16 protein-coding genes, 1 tRNA gene and 1 pseudogene are annotated in these 13,863 nt (G+C 60.8%); 8 read left to right on the forward strand and 10 right to left on the reverse strand.

Features of this window, described 5'->3' with window-relative positions:
- Positions 1-73: 73 nt before the first annotated feature.
- Positions 74-442, forward strand: a complete 369-nt coding sequence (locus NKJ17_RS27005) for a response regulator (RefSeq protein WP_254819118.1) — start codon at positions 74-76, stop codon at positions 440-442.
- A 105-nt stretch (positions 443-547) separates the two neighbouring features.
- Here NKJ17_RS27005 and ctrA read toward each other — a convergent pair whose 3' ends face one another.
- Entirely contained in the window at positions 548-1,243 is a 696-nt protein-coding gene (ctrA, locus tag NKJ17_RS27010) for a response regulator transcription factor CtrA (RefSeq protein ID WP_006203583.1), read from the reverse strand.
- A gap of 451 nt (positions 1,244-1,694) precedes the next feature.
- Between ctrA and NKJ17_RS27015 the strand changes: the two genes are divergently transcribed.
- A complete protein-coding gene (locus NKJ17_RS27015; RefSeq protein WP_023719275.1) occupies positions 1,695-2,072 on the forward strand; it encodes a flagellar export protein FliJ in 378 nt (125 codons plus the stop codon).
- Positions 2,073-2,134: 62 nt separating this feature from the next.
- Here the strand turns inward: NKJ17_RS27015 and NKJ17_RS27020 are convergent, their stop codons facing one another.
- A complete protein-coding gene (locus NKJ17_RS27020; protein WP_352508998.1) occupies positions 2,135-2,530 on the reverse strand; it encodes a winged helix-turn-helix transcriptional regulator in 396 nt (131 codons plus the stop codon).
- Positions 2,531-2,623: 93 nt separating this feature from the next.
- Between NKJ17_RS27020 and NKJ17_RS27025 the strand changes: the two genes are divergently transcribed.
- Positions 2,624-3,550 (forward strand): NADP-dependent oxidoreductase, encoded by a 927-nt coding sequence (locus NKJ17_RS27025; protein WP_352690903.1) that lies wholly within the window; start codon positions 2,624-2,626, stop codon positions 3,548-3,550.
- A 57-nt stretch (positions 3,551-3,607) separates the two neighbouring features.
- On the opposite strand, the gene sciP is transcribed toward NKJ17_RS27025, so the two are convergent.
- Positions 3,608-3,883, reverse strand: a complete 276-nt coding sequence (gene sciP / locus NKJ17_RS27030) for a CtrA inhibitor SciP (protein ID WP_023679563.1) — start codon at positions 3,881-3,883, stop codon at positions 3,608-3,610.
- 261 nt (positions 3,884-4,144) lie between these two features.
- Here sciP and mnmA point away from each other — a divergent pair, with 261 nt between their 5' ends.
- A complete protein-coding gene (gene mnmA, locus NKJ17_RS27035; RefSeq protein WP_352690905.1) occupies positions 4,145-5,335 on the forward strand; it encodes a tRNA 2-thiouridine(34) synthase MnmA in 1,191 nt (396 codons plus the stop codon).
- Positions 5,336-5,349: 14 nt separating this feature from the next.
- On the opposite strand, the gene NKJ17_RS27040 is transcribed toward mnmA, so the two are convergent.
- Entirely contained in the window at positions 5,350-6,309 is a 960-nt protein-coding gene (locus tag NKJ17_RS27040; protein ID WP_254819113.1) for a Gfo/Idh/MocA family protein, read from the reverse strand.
- Between the two features lie 236 nt (positions 6,310-6,545).
- Between NKJ17_RS27040 and NKJ17_RS27045 the strand changes: the two genes are divergently transcribed.
- Positions 6,546-6,622 (forward strand) — tRNA-Met (locus tag NKJ17_RS27045).
- A 90-nt stretch (positions 6,623-6,712) separates the two neighbouring features.
- A complete protein-coding gene (locus NKJ17_RS34130) occupies positions 6,713-7,180 on the forward strand; it encodes an alpha/beta fold hydrolase (protein ID WP_352737699.1) in 468 nt (155 codons plus the stop codon).
- Positions 7,181-7,645: 465 nt separating this feature from the next.
- Here NKJ17_RS34130 and NKJ17_RS34135 read toward each other — a convergent pair.
- The 3 genes and pseudogenes from NKJ17_RS34135 to NKJ17_RS27065 form a co-directional block, all read right to left on the reverse strand.
- Positions 7,646-7,769 (reverse strand): annotated as a pseudogene (locus tag NKJ17_RS34135) (DUF4326 domain-containing protein); the annotation flags it as partial.
- 577 nt (positions 7,770-8,346) lie between these two features.
- The gene (locus tag NKJ17_RS27060) at positions 8,347-9,063 is read right to left on the reverse strand and encodes a pentapeptide repeat-containing protein (RefSeq protein ID WP_352690909.1); all 717 of its coding nucleotides are present in this window, start codon (positions 9,061-9,063) and stop codon (positions 8,347-8,349) included.
- A 2,201-nt stretch (positions 9,064-11,264) separates the two neighbouring features.
- Positions 11,265-11,426, reverse strand: a complete 162-nt coding sequence (locus NKJ17_RS27065) for a hypothetical protein (protein WP_167522729.1) — start codon at positions 11,424-11,426, stop codon at positions 11,265-11,267.
- 224 nt (positions 11,427-11,650) lie between these two features.
- Here NKJ17_RS27065 and NKJ17_RS27070 point away from each other — a divergent pair, with 224 nt between their 5' ends.
- The gene (locus NKJ17_RS27070) at positions 11,651-12,322 is read left to right on the forward strand and encodes a Crp/Fnr family transcriptional regulator (RefSeq protein WP_352478425.1); all 672 of its coding nucleotides are present in this window, start codon (positions 11,651-11,653) and stop codon (positions 12,320-12,322) included.
- A 36-nt stretch (positions 12,323-12,358) separates the two neighbouring features.
- Here the strand turns inward: NKJ17_RS27070 and NKJ17_RS27075 are convergent, their stop codons facing one another.
- Complete coding sequence (locus NKJ17_RS27075; RefSeq protein WP_352506240.1) at positions 12,359-12,586, reverse strand: hypothetical protein; 228 nt, start codon at positions 12,584-12,586, stop codon at positions 12,359-12,361.
- 81 nt (positions 12,587-12,667) lie between these two features.
- On the opposite strand from NKJ17_RS27075, the gene NKJ17_RS27080 reads away from it, so the two are divergent.
- Positions 12,668-12,940 carry a hypothetical protein gene (locus tag NKJ17_RS27080; RefSeq protein WP_352478423.1) on the forward strand — a complete coding sequence of 91 codons (273 nt, stop codon included), beginning with the start codon at positions 12,668-12,670 and terminating at the stop codon, positions 12,938-12,940.
- A 517-nt stretch (positions 12,941-13,457) separates the two neighbouring features.
- On the opposite strand, the gene NKJ17_RS27085 is transcribed toward NKJ17_RS27080, so the two are convergent.
- Both NKJ17_RS27085 and NKJ17_RS27090 read right to left on the reverse strand, forming a co-directional pair.
- Entirely contained in the window at positions 13,458-13,637 is a 180-nt protein-coding gene (locus NKJ17_RS27085; protein ID WP_352478420.1) for a YodC family protein, read from the reverse strand.
- An 80-nt stretch (positions 13,638-13,717) separates the two neighbouring features.
- On the reverse strand, positions 13,718-13,855 hold the full coding sequence (locus tag NKJ17_RS27090; protein WP_352690914.1) for a DUF982 domain-containing protein: 138 nt from the start codon (positions 13,853-13,855) through the stop codon (positions 13,718-13,720).
- Between the last annotated feature and the right edge of the window lie 8 nt (positions 13,856-13,863).

The raw sequence follows: 13,863 nt of genomic DNA on the forward strand, positions 1-13,863 counted from the left end.
TACCAGATCGGCCTATGTTCCCCGGCAGATGCCACGACGCTGCCGGTTCGCCAAACGGCAAGAGGGTCCGGGAATGAAACGCTGCATGTTCGTCGATAATTCGAGCGTCATCAGGAAGGTCGCAAGGCGTATCCTGGGCGGTTCCGGCATGATGGTGATCGAAGCCGCCAGCGGCCACGAGGCGATCGAGATGTGCGCGGCCGACATGCCTGATATCATCGTCGTCGACGGCGCCTTGCCGGACATGCAGGCGCAGGACCTCATCCGCCGCGTGCGCGCCATCGAAAGCCCGGTATTGCCGCAGGTTTTGATTTCGCTGGTCGAGGTCGATGTCGGGGCCATCATGCGGGCAAAACGAGCCGGCGCCCAGGGCTACCTGCTGAAGCCGTTCAACCGGCCGCAACTGCTCGAGTGCTTCCGCGCCTTGAAGGTTGCCGCCTGATCAGAGCTGTTCCATTCCGACCAAAATCGGATCGGCTCTATCTTGTTGTTTTGCCAGGTTCTTTTCCGAAAAACCCGGCACCCACCTTGGGATCACGCCCCTAGTTCAGGCGCTGACGCGGATATCTTCGGGCTCACGCAGCACATAACCGCGGCCCCAGACGGTCTCGATGTAATTCTGCCCGCCAGACGCGGCGTCAAGCTTCTTGCGCAGCTTGCAGATGAAGACGTCGATGATCTTCAGCTCCGGCTCATCCATGCCGCCATAGAGATGATTGAGGAACATTTCCTTGGTCAGCGTGGTGCCCTTGCGCAGCGAGAGCAGTTCCAGCATCTGATATTCCTTGCCGGTCAGATGCACGCGCTGGCCACCGACCTCAACGGTCTTGGCATCGAGATTGACCACCAGGTCGCCCGTCGTGATGACCGACTGGGCGTGGCCCTTGGAACGCCGCACGATGGCATGGATGCGGGCGACCAGTTCGTCCTTGTGGAAGGGCTTGGTCATGTAATCGTCGGCGCCGAAGCCGAGGCCGCGCACCTTGTCCTCGATGCCGGCCATGCCGGAGAGGATGAGGATCGGCGTCTTCACCTTGGAAAGGCGAAGCGTTCTCAAAACTTCATAGCCCGACATGTCGGGGAGATTGAGATCGAGGAGAATGATGTCGTAATCATAAAGCTTGCCTAGATCGACGCCCTCTTCGCCAAGGTCCGTCGTATAGACATTGAAACTTTCTGATTTCAGCATCAGCTCGATGCTTTGTGCGGTTGCACTGTCGTCTTCTATCAGCAGAACGCGCATTTCATTCCCCTTTTCTGCTGCCGGACCATTTCACGACCCGTCCAGGACCGGAGCAGTGATTGCCCTGAGCAGAGGCTGCCATCGAATGGTTAATAAAACCTAATTCCCCGTCCGTGACGGTATCAGATTTTTTAACCCCTTTCTACACCTTGTTGAATCCAATAACGAATCACAGACCCAAACCGTTAATGCGGCACATTAATAAGCCAGACTAAGTGACTCTTCGGACTCGCTGGCCGGGTTTCGCGACGAGAAGCAGAATTTTTACCCGCCCTTAAGTCCTGAGCCGTATGATTAACAATGCCCGTAAACGAATGGTTACCGCCGGCAAAAAACTTTAGGAGTTTGTTTCCCATAGTTCCGGGAAAGCCGGTGGAAACGGGTCAGGCCTGGGCCGTGCCGGGTGAATTGGACGATATGTGCAGGTGTGCGTTTCCGGGAGTACCGAATCATGAAGTCACGTGAAAACCTCGTTCGGCTGAAGCAATTTCAGGTGAGCGAGAAGCGGCGGCAGCTGCTGCAGCTCGACATGATGATCGCCGAATTCGAGCGCATGGCCGTCGAGCTGGAACTTCAGATCGCTGCCGAAGAGAAGAAGGCCGGCATCACCGACATCAATCACTTTGCTTATCCGACCTTCGCCAAGGCGGCACGTCTACGCCGCGACAACCTTAGAAATTCGCAAAGCGACCTCGCCCAGCAGCGAAATGTCGCCGAATCATTGCTGAGCGAAGCCGAAGCGGAGCTTTCCAAGGCCGAGATGCTGGAATCGCGCGACACCAAGGCGCGCGACACGGAAGCCGGCGGTCGCAGCGCCATGATCGGCTGAAAACAAGACTTTAACGCGCGTCGCGCTTGCGCGCTATTGCTGCGCACCGAACTGTGCCCGCCTCAGGCACCCAGATCTTCTTGCTGTTCCGCCGCCCGTGCGCGCGCATTTTTGATGTCGGGCACATGCTGCTCCGACCAGGCTCTGATCTGATTGAGCAGTCCTGCCAGGTTCTTGCCAAGTTCGGTCAGCTCATATTCGACCCGCGGCGGAACGACCGGGAAAACCTCGCGCCGCACAAGCCCGTCGCGTTCCAGGATACGCAGCGTCTGCGTCAGCATTTTCGGCGTGATGCCTTCGAGCTTGCGCGCCAATTCGCCGTTGCGGAGCCGGCCCGGGCGCAGCGCACAGATCACCAGGTAGACCCATTTGCTGGCGAGCGTCTCGAGCACGGCGTGTGACGGGCACGACCGCCGAAAGGCGTCATAGCCGAAAGGGGAAACATCTTCACTATCCATGAGGTGCGTATATATCAAAAAGGTACATACTAGACAAGAGAATGTAACTATCCAAATGATAGCGGCACATCAAAACCAGCAGGAGAGCCTTCCATGCGTGCCATTGTCCAGAATTCCTTCGGCGGACCCGACGTCCTCGTCATTGCCGATCGCCCCGCGCCATCACCCGAGGCCGGCGAAGTGCTCGTCCGCATCGAGGCGGCCGGCATCAATCCGGTGGATGGTGCGGTGCGCGGCGGCCACTATCCGCTGCTTGGCGAGCCGCCTTTTGTCCTTGGCTGGGACGTCTCGGGAGTTGTCGAGGCGCTGGGCTCCGGCGTCTCCGGCCTCAAGGTCGGCGACGCCGTGTTCGGCATGACGCGTTTTCCCAAACAGGCGGCAGCCTACGCCGAACTCGCCGCTGTCCCGGCTGATGAGCTTGCGCCGAAACCTGAAGGCATGGATCACGCGCAAGCCGCCGCACTGCCGCTGGCCGGCCTGACGGCCTGGCAAGGCCTTGTTCGCCATGGCCGGCTCGAACCTGGTAAGCGCGTGCTGATCCACGCCGGAGCCGGTGGCGTCGGCCATCTGGCGGTACAAATCGCCAAGGCGCACGGCGCTTACGTCGTCGCGACCGCCAGCCCGGAAAAGCTCGATTTCGTCGGCTCGCTCGGCGCCGACGAGGTGATCGACTACACAAGGGATGATTTCACCGGGAAGGCCCGCGACATCGATCTGGTTCTGGACCCGTTCGGCGGCGTGCATGCGGAGCAATCACTGAAAGTGCTCACCGCTGGCGGCGTTCTGGTGTCGCTGCTCGATGTCAGCGATGCCACCAAGGCAAAGGCCAGGACGCGAGGCGTCCGCGTCGAGCGCATGTCCGTAGTGCCCGACCGTGCCGCCCTGGTGGAGCTCGGCAAATTGATCGACGCGAAAAAGCTGGCCGTCCACGTGGCAAAGGCGTTTCCGCTCGAACAGGCCGGTGCCGCCCATGCCTTTCTCGCCACCAGGCCGATCGGCAAGGTGGTGCTGACGGTCTGAAATTGCAGATCGTCGCCCCTCGCAAACGTAAGGGCGCTGATCAGCGCCCTTACCGGCCTAATGCCGGTATTGCTGGATGCGCGTGGTGCGCAGGCCGGCAAGGCCGTATTCGTCGATCGACGCCTGCCAGGACAGGAATTCCTCGGTGGTGAGCTTGTAGCGCTGGCATGCCTCTTCGAGGCTCAAAAGCCCGCCACGCACCGCCGCCACCACTTCCGCCTTGCGCCGGATAACCCAGCGACGTGTGTTTGTCGGCGGCAGATCGGCGATGGTAAGTGGGCTGCCGTCTGGCCCGATAACATATTTGACTCGCGGTCTAATTAGATCGGTCATCGTACTCTCTACAAAAAACTCAAAGACCCAATCCCCACCACATTACCGCCACAGCTTTAAAATTTGCCTAAGCAGACCCTAATGGTTAGGTAAGGATCATGAACGCGGCGTTAGCCTTTTCATCGGCATTTGAAACATCTGCCGGCATGCGCGTTGAACCCGGCAGGAAAAATGAACCGGCCCGGCAAAGCTGGCGCAGTCGAGACGCTTGACCTATATTCCGGCCATTGGCACTGAAGCGCCGCGCAGAACGAAAGAACCATGAACAGCCTCGATCTTCCCGGACGCCCCGAAAACACCCGCGTCGTCGTCGCCATGTCGGGCGGTGTCGATTCGTCGGTCGTTGCCGGCCTCCTGAAGCGCGAGGGCTACGACGTCGTCGGCGTCACGCTGCAGCTTTATGACCACGGCGCGGCAACGCACCGGGCCGGCTCATGCTGCGCCGGCCAGGACATCGACGATGCCCGCCGCGTCTCCGAGACGCTCGCCATCCCGCATTACGTGCTCGATTACGAGGAGCGCTTCCGCAAGGCGGTGATCGACCCGTTCGCCGAAAGCTATGTCGCCGGCGAAACGCCGATCCCTTGCGTCTCGTGCAATCAGACGGTGAAATTCGCCGACCTTCTCGCGACCGCCAAGGAACTCGGCGCCGATGCGCTGGCCACCGGCCACTACATCCGCTCCGGCGCCAATGGCGCCCATCGCGCGCTTTACCGGCCGGTCGACGCCGACCGCGACCAGAGCTACTTCCTGTTCGCCACCACCCAGGCGCAGATCGACTATCTGCGTTTTCCGCTCGGCGGCCTGTCGAAGCCTGAGGTTCGCGCCATCGCCGAGGAGATGGGCCTGACGGTTGCGGCCAAGCAGGACAGCCAGGACATCTGCTTCGTGCCGCAGGGCAAGTATTCCGACATCATCGCCAAGCTGAAGCCGGCTGCCGCCAATCCGGGCGATATCGTCCATATAGACGGGCGCGTGCTTGGCCGCCACGAGGGCATTTTGCGCTACACCGTCGGTCAGCGCCGCGGCATCGGCATCGCCTCCGGCGAGCCGCTCTACGTCGTCCATCTCGACGCCGACCGGGCCCGTGTCGTCGTCGGCCCGCGCGAGGCGCTGGAGACCCACAAGATCTTCTTGCGCAACATGAACTGGCTGGGCGATGGCCCGCTGACCGATATCCCGGCGGCCGGGCTTGAGCTTTTCGCCAAGGTACGCTCGACGCGGCCGCCGCGCCCGGCGGTGCTGCATCACCGCGCCGGCGTCACTTCGGTGGAGCTGGTTGACGGCGAGTCCGGCATCGCCCCCGGTCAGGCCTGCGTGCTCTATTCCGACGACGGCAACGAGGCGCGCGTGTTCGGCGGCGGCTTCATCGAGCGCTCCGAGCGCGGCGCCGAAGCCGAGGCGATGCTGACGCGGCTTGCCGTCCAGCCGGCGCGGGTTCCCGCCGAATAGACGGCGTTTTCTCTTTAGGGTCTGGTGTGGGCAACGGTGCCGGCGGTCAGGATGCGCAGCACGCGGATGGCTTCCTCACCGCTGGTGCGCGGTTCGGCCCGCGTCTCGATGCAGTGGATGAAATGCTCCAGCTCGCGCGTCAGCGGCATGCCCTCCCCGACCGCCACATAGGACGGCTCGTTGGCGGTGAACGCCCATTGGCCGCTGTCCTGCCACACCGCATGGCGGTAGACGGCAAGCTTGCGCTCCCACGGCTCGACATCGTCGAACACCGCCATCGCCTTGGTGCCGACCACGGTCAGCCGCCGTTCGCGGTAAGGGTTGAGCCGCGAGGCGAACAGATGGCCGCGCAAGCCGCTGGGAAAGCGCATATGCAGATGCGCAAAGTCGCTGAGATTGTCGAGAAGGGCAGCGCCTTCGCCGCGCACCTCGACCGGTTCGGTGCCGGTGATGGCCAGGATCATCGACAGATCGTGCGGCGCCAGATCCCACAACGCGTCGTTTTCGGTGTGGAACTTGCCGAGCCCGAGCCGATGCGAGTGGATGTAGCGGACTTCGCCGAGTTCGCCATTGTCGATCAGCGCCTTCAGCGTCTCGAAGGCGGGATGAAAGCGCAGCACGTGGCCGACCATGAAGACACGGCCATTATCGGCGGCCGCCTGCACCGAGCGCTCGGCATCGGCCACCGTCAGCGCGATCGGCTTCTCCACCAGCACGTCCTTGCCGCCGAGCACGGCGCGCACCGCCATGTCGGCATGGAACTGCGGCGGCAGCGCCATGACAATGGCGTCGACATCGTCGCGGGCAAACAGCGCCTCCGGCTCGATCGCCAGGCAATCCTGCTCGCTGGCAAAACCCTCCGCACGCGCGGGGTTGACGTCCGAAACCGCGTGCAGCGCGCCGAGCGCCTTTAGGGTGCGGATGTGGTTGCTGCCCCAGTATCCGCAACCGAGGACTGCAATGCGCGGTTTCATCAATTCATGACCATGGCTTTCGTGGCCGAGACATAGCGACGTGCCTCGCTGAACTCAACCCCGGCCTGTGCGCCCAAATGTCTGCCCGGCAAAGCTTTAGGCGCCAGCAATATGCCGGCGCGGCAGCCACTTCGATGCTTGACAGGCTTGGCCTCGCAACCTTATATCCGCGCGACCTTGGCGAACGCGCCGATATGCCTGCCGATTTAAGCTGGATTTCGGGCCTTCGCCGCCCTGGCGGGGTAGCTCAGTTGGTTAGAGCACGGGAATCATAATCCTGGGGTCGGGGGTTCAAGTCCCTCTCCCGCTACCAAAAATCGAATAAGTTACTGAAATAACTAGTAAATCATGCATATGTGGTAGCGCCCCCCAGACGGCTCCAGCTGGAGCAAGGTCATTTCCATTGCTGCAGAGCGCCGGACTTCGCGTCGTTGCCGTCCAGAACCCACTGACCTCGCTTGCAGACGACGTCGCTGCCACTGAACGGGCCATCGAGGCCGCGCCGGGAGATGTGATCCTCGTTGGCCACTCCTGGGGCGGAATGGTGATCACCGAGGGCGGAACGGCGGACAAGGTCAAAGCCTTGGTCTACGTTGCCGCCTTCGCCCTGCCGAAGGGCCAGTCAGTCACCAGCGCTACGGCGGGAAGTCCGCCGGCGCCTTGGACGTCGACCCCTGCAGAAGGACAGCGGCGACTTCCTGACCGTACCCCAGGAGGGGCTGGGCAAGTATTTCGCTCAGGACGCGACGCCCGAGGAGGTTGCGGTTCTCGCGGCGACGCAGCAGCCATCGGCGGCCCGTCTCTTCGACGAACGGCTGACCCGGGCGGCGTCCGAGACCAAGCCCAGTTGGTTCGTGGTTGCGAAGGCTGACGGTGCGATCCCGCCGGCGTTCGAAGGTTCGATGGCCAAGGCCATCAAAGCGCATATCACCGAGCTCGAGGGCAATCACTTGATCATGTTGACCAAACCTCGTTCGGTCGCAGACGTGATCATCGACGCTGCAAAATCGGTGCGGTAGCTGTGACGGCGATGTCTCGATAGCGGTGGCAGCGCGCCTAGTGTGCGCTGTCGCTTAGGACTGTGCGAGTGGCGCCCTCTCGTGACCATCCAGCGACGCTTGCCGCGGGTCAAACTTAGCTATCCACATGCCATTGTGCGCCAAGGCCCGACACGGTGACTTACGGGCCCCTAGCGCGACTAATTCCGCTATGAAGGGACCCTGTCGATTTCAGTTCGTTGCTAGGTCTTTTGGTTCAATAGGTCCGCCAGCAAGTGCCTGCTTGGAACTACGGGCCAAGAGCGAGGGAGGGGGTTCGTTTCTTTCACTCCAAGGCGCCAGCAGGCGAGGTTCTTGTTGCGCAGCTCGTCGGCGTTCTCGGCGACGAACTGGCATGTTCGCTCCAGCGCCTCAATATCGGGATCGGCGCCGACGCGCAGAAAGGCCGGCGAGCAGCGCCTGCACCTCAACGGTCAACGCTCACGATCTGCGCGAGATGGCCGTCGAGGAGCGCCGCGAGTTCCTGGGCGTCATCCCGCTGGACATCCGTATCCAGTTCAGCCAGGCGCTGCCGATGCGCTTCGATACCATGCCCTCCAGTCCGGCCTGATCGAGGAATATCACCTGCACGTGAGGCCGTTCGTGCTCGGCAGGGGCAAGCAAGGCCTCCGCTGCAACTGGTGTCGAGCACATTGATCGATGACGATACGGTTCATTTGATCTATGTGTGCCGCGAGACTGAACGATAAGGCGCTTCAGCGCCAACAGGCGAACCAACACGTACGTCCGCAATGGGCCTGATCCCGGATCTTCGCACCGAGGTCTCACATGTCCGCTCGCGTGCTGGGTACCCTAGCAGCGGACGGTCTGCTCGGCCCCATTTCTGCCGCCTCGGACCGCGTGGGTAGTGGAGAAATACGCCCGATTCCATTCATCCGCCCCCGGCTGTCGCAAAAGTTATATAGCGCACACGATGACATAGGGGGTTCTCAGTTTCATCCTGTCGGGCGTAGCATTGCCGCGGTTCGCTTGCCGACAACTATTCCTGCTGGAATTGACAGGGCCAATCTTCAGGCCTCGTCAAGCCAGAAGGCAACTCGGTCCGGGCGTCTCCGCAAGCCATGTTGATCTGCCACTGGGACAGACCCACCGAATTGGAAAGGTCGACGCCCTCGATACGGGTCAGAAAGAAAAAGGCGCGGTCAAAGTCTATCGGCGCGGTGAACGTCGCTCCTCGGAAGTCCGCCCGTGCGAGATTGGCAAACGAGAAGCGGCTGCCGCTGATATCGGCGTCATGGAACTGCGCACGCCCCAGTTCTGCCTTTGTGAAATCAACATTGGTCAGATTGGCGTCCTGGAAATTCGAGCGCTGCATTTCCGCGCTCGCAAACACAGCGCCCTGCGCGTCCATACGGCTGAAGTCGGTCCTGTAGCCCTCGATTCTGTCGAACCGGGCGCCTTTGGCGGTCGAGTCGGCCAAGGAAGCACGCACAAGCGTTGCCTTCTCAAGATTTGCGGCAACGAGATTGCTGTTCCTGAGGTCGGTCGAAGTGAAATCAACACCGAACAGGTTCGCCCCGCTCAGGTCCTGTCCTTCTAGGATGAGAAGCTTCTTGTCACACTCGTGCCAATTGACGCCAGGCGTCGCGGCTGCGTCGCAATTTTGAGCGGCAGTGGCGTTCTGCCAAGCAAACACAGTGCAAACCGCTAGAACCAAGCCGGATGCGCCGTAAGCTCTGGTTCGCCTCAAAGTCATTGTTGCTCGACCTCTGCCACTCGCCGACACTCAACCTTACCACATCTGCTGACACTCGAGCCACGGTGACCACCGCCGTCACAGTTGGCGCATTTCTGATATTCAAGCTTTGATGTTAATCAACCGATCAACCCGCGCGTAGGGCGCGATTTGCGAGCGCCTCCCCATATCATCCGCGGTCCAGCAGAGATTCATTTGTCACCGGCCAGGCGCATCATTCCGCAGGTATGTTTGACTAAGCCGAGGAGAGCGGTCGTTCAGGATGGCGCAGTCGCGTGCCAAGATTGGCCTCCGCTCTGGACGTTTGTCTTGCTAATGAGGAGCCTGCTCGGGTGCTGATCGCCACCGCCGGCGTCCGCTGCCGACAAGCGTGAATCCGCTTGGTTCCGCACCGATCGGTACTTGCCGACGGCGAGGTTGACCCGGCACGGGGTGCTCGTCGCGTATCCTGATTCCGCTGTCGGATAAACCCCACGACTTCGCTTAGCGAGGCCGAAGTTGATCTCTGCCATCTACCAGGTCGAACCATCAACCCCGCATATTTGTGTCGTAAGCTGACGTGCCGCGAATACGCCGTTTTCGGTGAGGGAGGATTCGAACTCCGCGCTTGGAAGAGCGTCCTTCTCGTCTTCACCGTGCACGCCGGTTACGTGGGCGGCCGAGTGCCCTTCCGCGCTTCGCCAAACCTGCCGTGGAAAAGGCCTTGCCGTTTTTTTCCGGCGGGGCTTTGGTCAGATCGCGACTAGTAGTGATTTATGCTGAAACTGGTTGCAGAGTCCGGAGTCGGACTTATTTGCGCTGATTAAGAGGCCCCGTCAGCAAACGAACTCGGTCACAGCACTGTATTGGCGGTATCCCTCTACCGACTCGAACCGCGACCGTTTCTTAGGTCGCGCCTACCGTTTTGCACGCCCTCCCCTGCCCGGCCGTGGCGGAAGGTTGAACCAGTTGGGCGACTGCTAGGTTCCAGACTGGAGGTAAGGTCGGCTCGCTGAAAGCACGGCAGGTGGCACGCGGCACATGCGCGACAACGGCGGTGGAGGGTTTGAGAGGGCCGGAGCCCCGACAGCTTTCGGGAGTTCGAACGATATAGTCGAACGGCCGAAATCGGGGCGCAAAGCTGCCATTCGGCACAAAGATAACAAATAGCATCGGCGATCGGCTGAAGCCGCTCCTTCTCAGTCTGCTGGCGAACCGCGTAACCGGGGCAGATTTCCGGGCGAAGGGGTTTGCAGGCGAGCGCGTTCGTGATTCACCCTATGCGTGACGCTACCACCGACTGATTCGTTTGAAGGCTGTCGCTCGCGGAACTCCGCGGGTTGGTTACTGCGCTGATCGGCGAAGTGCGCGGTCCAAACATGGTTCGAAGTGGTCGATCGCAGGGCCGCGTCGCACGGTGCAGAAGGCCATGCATCGTTGATTATGCGCAAACTGCTATCGCGCGCCTAGTCGGAACTCGCGCATCGAACAGTACATCACATCGTCCGTCCCCAGCGCACCGGCGGCCTCCCCGCTCGCAATCCAAATAGACGTCTTTCAGCTGTTTGATTGGCATGTCAGCGTGAGCGAACGCGAGGTCCTGGGCGTCAGAAGCCGACAATGAAGCCGGACTGATTGCGATCAGCACGGTGCCGAGCGTCACAGGCGCGAGGGACTTAACAACTGACATGATCATTTTGAGATCCTCCCCAGCTCCCGTCGGTCAACATCCAGTCCTTGGGGTCGCAGGTGTAGTGCCGTTCGAAGGTCCCGTCCGCGCGCCGCTGCTTGTCGAAACCTCGATGTAAGGCTCGATCGCGCGCTCGTGGACCAGCCAAAGGGGATCTCGGCCGAGGCGTAGCCACTGCCGGCGGCCAACCGTTTCGGGATCGAGGCCGAAGCGATCCTGGTGCGCTCGATCGTCGTGCCGGCCGCGCCTGCCTCCGCATGACGGATGGCGCGGCTTCGCAAATCGCACATGATTTCGTCACGTGAGATGCCGATGTCGCCAAGGACGTCATCGGGTAAACGGCTCAACTGGTCCGTTGCCGACAAGAGAGCTTTTCGCTCGGCGCGGAGGCGTAACCACCTGCGAAATGGACCAATGGCGGCAGCATGAATTATAACCATGATCAGATCCTCCCTTCATTGATCTGAATTGACCGGTACGGAACGGCGCGAACGGCACTCCGGGCGAGAGCGTCAGGCGTCCGCGAGGCAAATTAGGCGTAGTGGTCGATGGATTGGTTTTGCCGCGGCGTGCCCATACGGCGGGCGGTGGCTGGCCCCGGGCCACGCATGTAATAAAGCTCCGGGCGGTAGCGCGGCGCGACGAATTTGCGAAACCCCGCAGCAAGTTTTGTGACGGGAGCCAAGAATTTCATGACTGTTCCCTTTCCCTTCGCCGGCTTGCGCACGAGCCGGCGGGCCTGACGTTGCAACAAGGATATGACAGTCGAACCAGGCTCGGCTGTGGGAATTCCCACACCGGGGAAAACATTGGCGAAATCCGCTCCCAGTTTGCATCCCGGAAAGCGGGACCTACGGCCATCAAATTTCCTTGGATAGGGAGTAAGGTGAAGTACACTTGATTGAACAAGAGACCGTTGTGACAGGCTCTCTGGCCTTCATCTCAAGACTTTGCGATGCCGACCTGGCCGCGCTGACCAAACGGTGGCACGAGCGCAGCTATCGACACAACGAGCTAATCATTTCCCACGGCGACACTGGTCGCGATGTCTTCTTCCTGCTGGAAGGACGTGCTCGCGTGACACTGGTTTCAGCGGACGGCAGGGAGATAGCGTATCGCGATGTCGAACCGGGTGACATTTTCGGGGAGCTCGGAGGCATTGACGGGATTGCACGCTCTGCCAGCGTAGTCGCGCTGGAGGCAACCCGCGCTGCACGGCTGTCCGGCACAGCATTCCGGGATATCGTGATGACCCACCCGACTTTTGCCTGGGTGCTGCTTGAGCATCTGTCTGCCCAGCTCCGGCGCATGACCGAGCGGGTATTCGAATACAGCACTCTGGTCGTGCGAAAACGGCTGATCGTCGAGATCCTGCATCGGGCGGAGAAAGCCGCACTCGTGGACGGCGAGGTGTCCATAAGCCCGGCACCGACGCATTCCGAGCTGGCGGCAACGATGAGCACGCACAGGGAAGCGGTCTCGCGCGAAATGAGCGACCTCGCCAAGAGAGGCCTGATCGAAAAGCGCGGCAGCAGGTTATTGCTGCATGACGTCTCGGCACTACGGGCGCTGGTCGACAAGAAGGAATAGCGAAGGCTGTCGCTGCGGCGGGGGGCACCGCACGTTTCATACTCCTCGGCCGCAAGTGAAGCGTTCCCGCATCTCCCGGTTCAAGGTGATAAAGGCGCTCCCGACATAGCGTCCTGTGCCACGCTCGGCCATTAGGGCGAAAGCCGGCTCGGCGTAGATGATCGACTGGATGTAGAACGCTTCGTGAGGGGGATAAATCCCGCCATACTGAACTGCAGTCAGCGTCTCCCGCCGTTTCCGAGTGTCTTCGTCCAAACCTTCCACGGCAATGCTCCCGATCCCGTCTTCTGGCCCCACTTAGTCCTTCCCGAGGACAAGGCGCAATCGTCGGTCGAAGTAACGCTTGTGAAAGACCTCACGGCCGCTCCGGAGCTTATAGGTCGTCCAGAAGTAAATGGCGTTTCTGTTGCTGCCGGCGAGATCAATCCCGGCCATTGCCTCCATGTTCGGCCTCGAAGCGGTTCGGCGGCATTCCTCAAGAAGTGCCTCGAATGGCACCGTCAGAAACTGCTTCAGTTCCGCTTCCGCGAACAGGTCCTCCACGGGATCGAACTTGCCGATGCCGACCCGCTCGCATTCGCCCAGCGGCCTAGCTGGCTTAATGCTGCGAAACGCTAGTTCAAAACCCCTGATTTCCCCCCTCCACCGGTCGCCGGTCCATCACCTCGCATACCCGCGCGGCGTGTTCAGGTTTGACACGGGGACCCAGGCACACGCGACGAAGCGCATCGTCGAGAAAGTGCTTAGGCCCGGCTTGGCCAGTAACGAAGCGCCATTCCTTCTCGTGAGCCCATTCACCGCGCTTGCGCGTGATGCGAGCAATCACCGCCTCTTCGAGATGCTGCGCCCCCATGTCGGCGAGCGTGAGCGATGGCAGAGCGTTGCGCGCGCATAGGTCACCGGGCGCAGTTTCTCTGCATGGAAGTCACTGATCATGAGGTCAGCAGTATCGAACTCTAGGCACATGCCCGCGAAGTTGCTGCCGTGATAAGCCCACATCGGCAGATGGGTGGGCCGATCTTGCTCATGAGGTTCTGGGCTTTGGTAACGTTCTCCAAGATCAGCGCCATCAAGCAATGCTCCGTTCGTAACAATCAAAGGCAACGTGGGACCCCCTGTCAGGAAGGCGCGGCGACTACTTCGGCACGGCTTTGAGCATTTCACCTTTAATCCTGACGGTCTCAAGCTTGTACGCCCCGCCGTCGTTGTTGAACCATTGACACATAAACCCGCCGGCACTCTGCGCCTCGTTGATCGTCATGTTAGGACCGCCAGACTTTAGCTCCACCACATCGCCAACTTTGAAATCAGACATAAATTCTCTCCCAATGTTTGAGAACGACCAGTAATCAGACGTGGGACGCGGTGGAAAGCGGAATGGAGACCTAGCTAGATTTAGCGTAGCACCCCCTCCTCCTCGGCAGCGGCCTCGAAGGCTTTACGAACATCCCTGGGTGACACCCGGCCCTCAAAGGCGTCGCTGCAGGCTTGCACCGCCAGATTCCACTTCGGTCCCCTCTCGGTCCACTTCATGAGTTCCT

The sequence above is a fragment of the Mesorhizobium sp. M0208 genome (assembly GCF_040322015.1).
Taxonomy (GTDB): Bacteria; Pseudomonadota; Alphaproteobacteria; order Rhizobiales; family Rhizobiaceae; genus Mesorhizobium.

Excerpts from the sequence above, each read along its gene's own strand:
- NKJ17_RS27015 (WP_023719275.1), top strand. The coding sequence starts at position 1,695 with ATGAAGTCACGTGAAAACCTCGTTCGGCTGAAGCAATTTCAGGTGAGC.
- NKJ17_RS27005 (WP_254819118.1), top strand. The coding sequence starts at position 74 with ATGAAACGCTGCATGTTCGTCGATAATTCGAGCGTCATCAGGAAGGTC.
- NKJ17_RS27090 (WP_352690914.1), bottom strand. The coding sequence starts at position 13,855 with ATGAAGTGGACCGAGAGGGGACCGAAGTGGAATCTGGCGGTGCAAGCC.
- NKJ17_RS27065 (WP_167522729.1), bottom strand. The coding sequence starts at position 11,426 with ATGAAATTCTTGGCTCCCGTCACAAAACTTGCTGCGGGGTTTCGCAAA.
- NKJ17_RS27040 (WP_254819113.1), bottom strand. The coding sequence starts at position 6,309 with ATGAAACCGCGCATTGCAGTCCTCGGTTGCGGATACTGGGGCAGCAAC.
- ctrA (WP_006203583.1), bottom strand. The coding sequence starts at position 1,243 with ATGCGCGTTCTGCTGATAGAAGACGACAGTGCAACCGCACAAAGCATC.
- NKJ17_RS27060 (WP_352690909.1), bottom strand. The coding sequence starts at position 9,063 with ATGACTTTGAGGCGAACCAGAGCTTACGGCGCATCCGGCTTGGTTCTA.
- NKJ17_RS27025 (WP_352690903.1), top strand. The coding sequence starts at position 2,624 with ATGCGTGCCATTGTCCAGAATTCCTTCGGCGGACCCGACGTCCTCGTC.
- mnmA (WP_352690905.1), top strand. The coding sequence starts at position 4,145 with ATGAACAGCCTCGATCTTCCCGGACGCCCCGAAAACACCCGCGTCGTC.
- NKJ17_RS27085 (WP_352478420.1), bottom strand. The coding sequence starts at position 13,637 with ATGTCTGATTTCAAAGTTGGCGATGTGGTGGAGCTAAAGTCTGGCGGT.
- NKJ17_RS27020 (WP_352508998.1), bottom strand. The coding sequence starts at position 2,530 with ATGGATAGTGAAGATGTTTCCCCTTTCGGCTATGACGCCTTTCGGCGG.
- sciP (WP_023679563.1), bottom strand. The coding sequence starts at position 3,883 with ATGACCGATCTAATTAGACCGCGAGTCAAATATGTTATCGGGCCAGAC.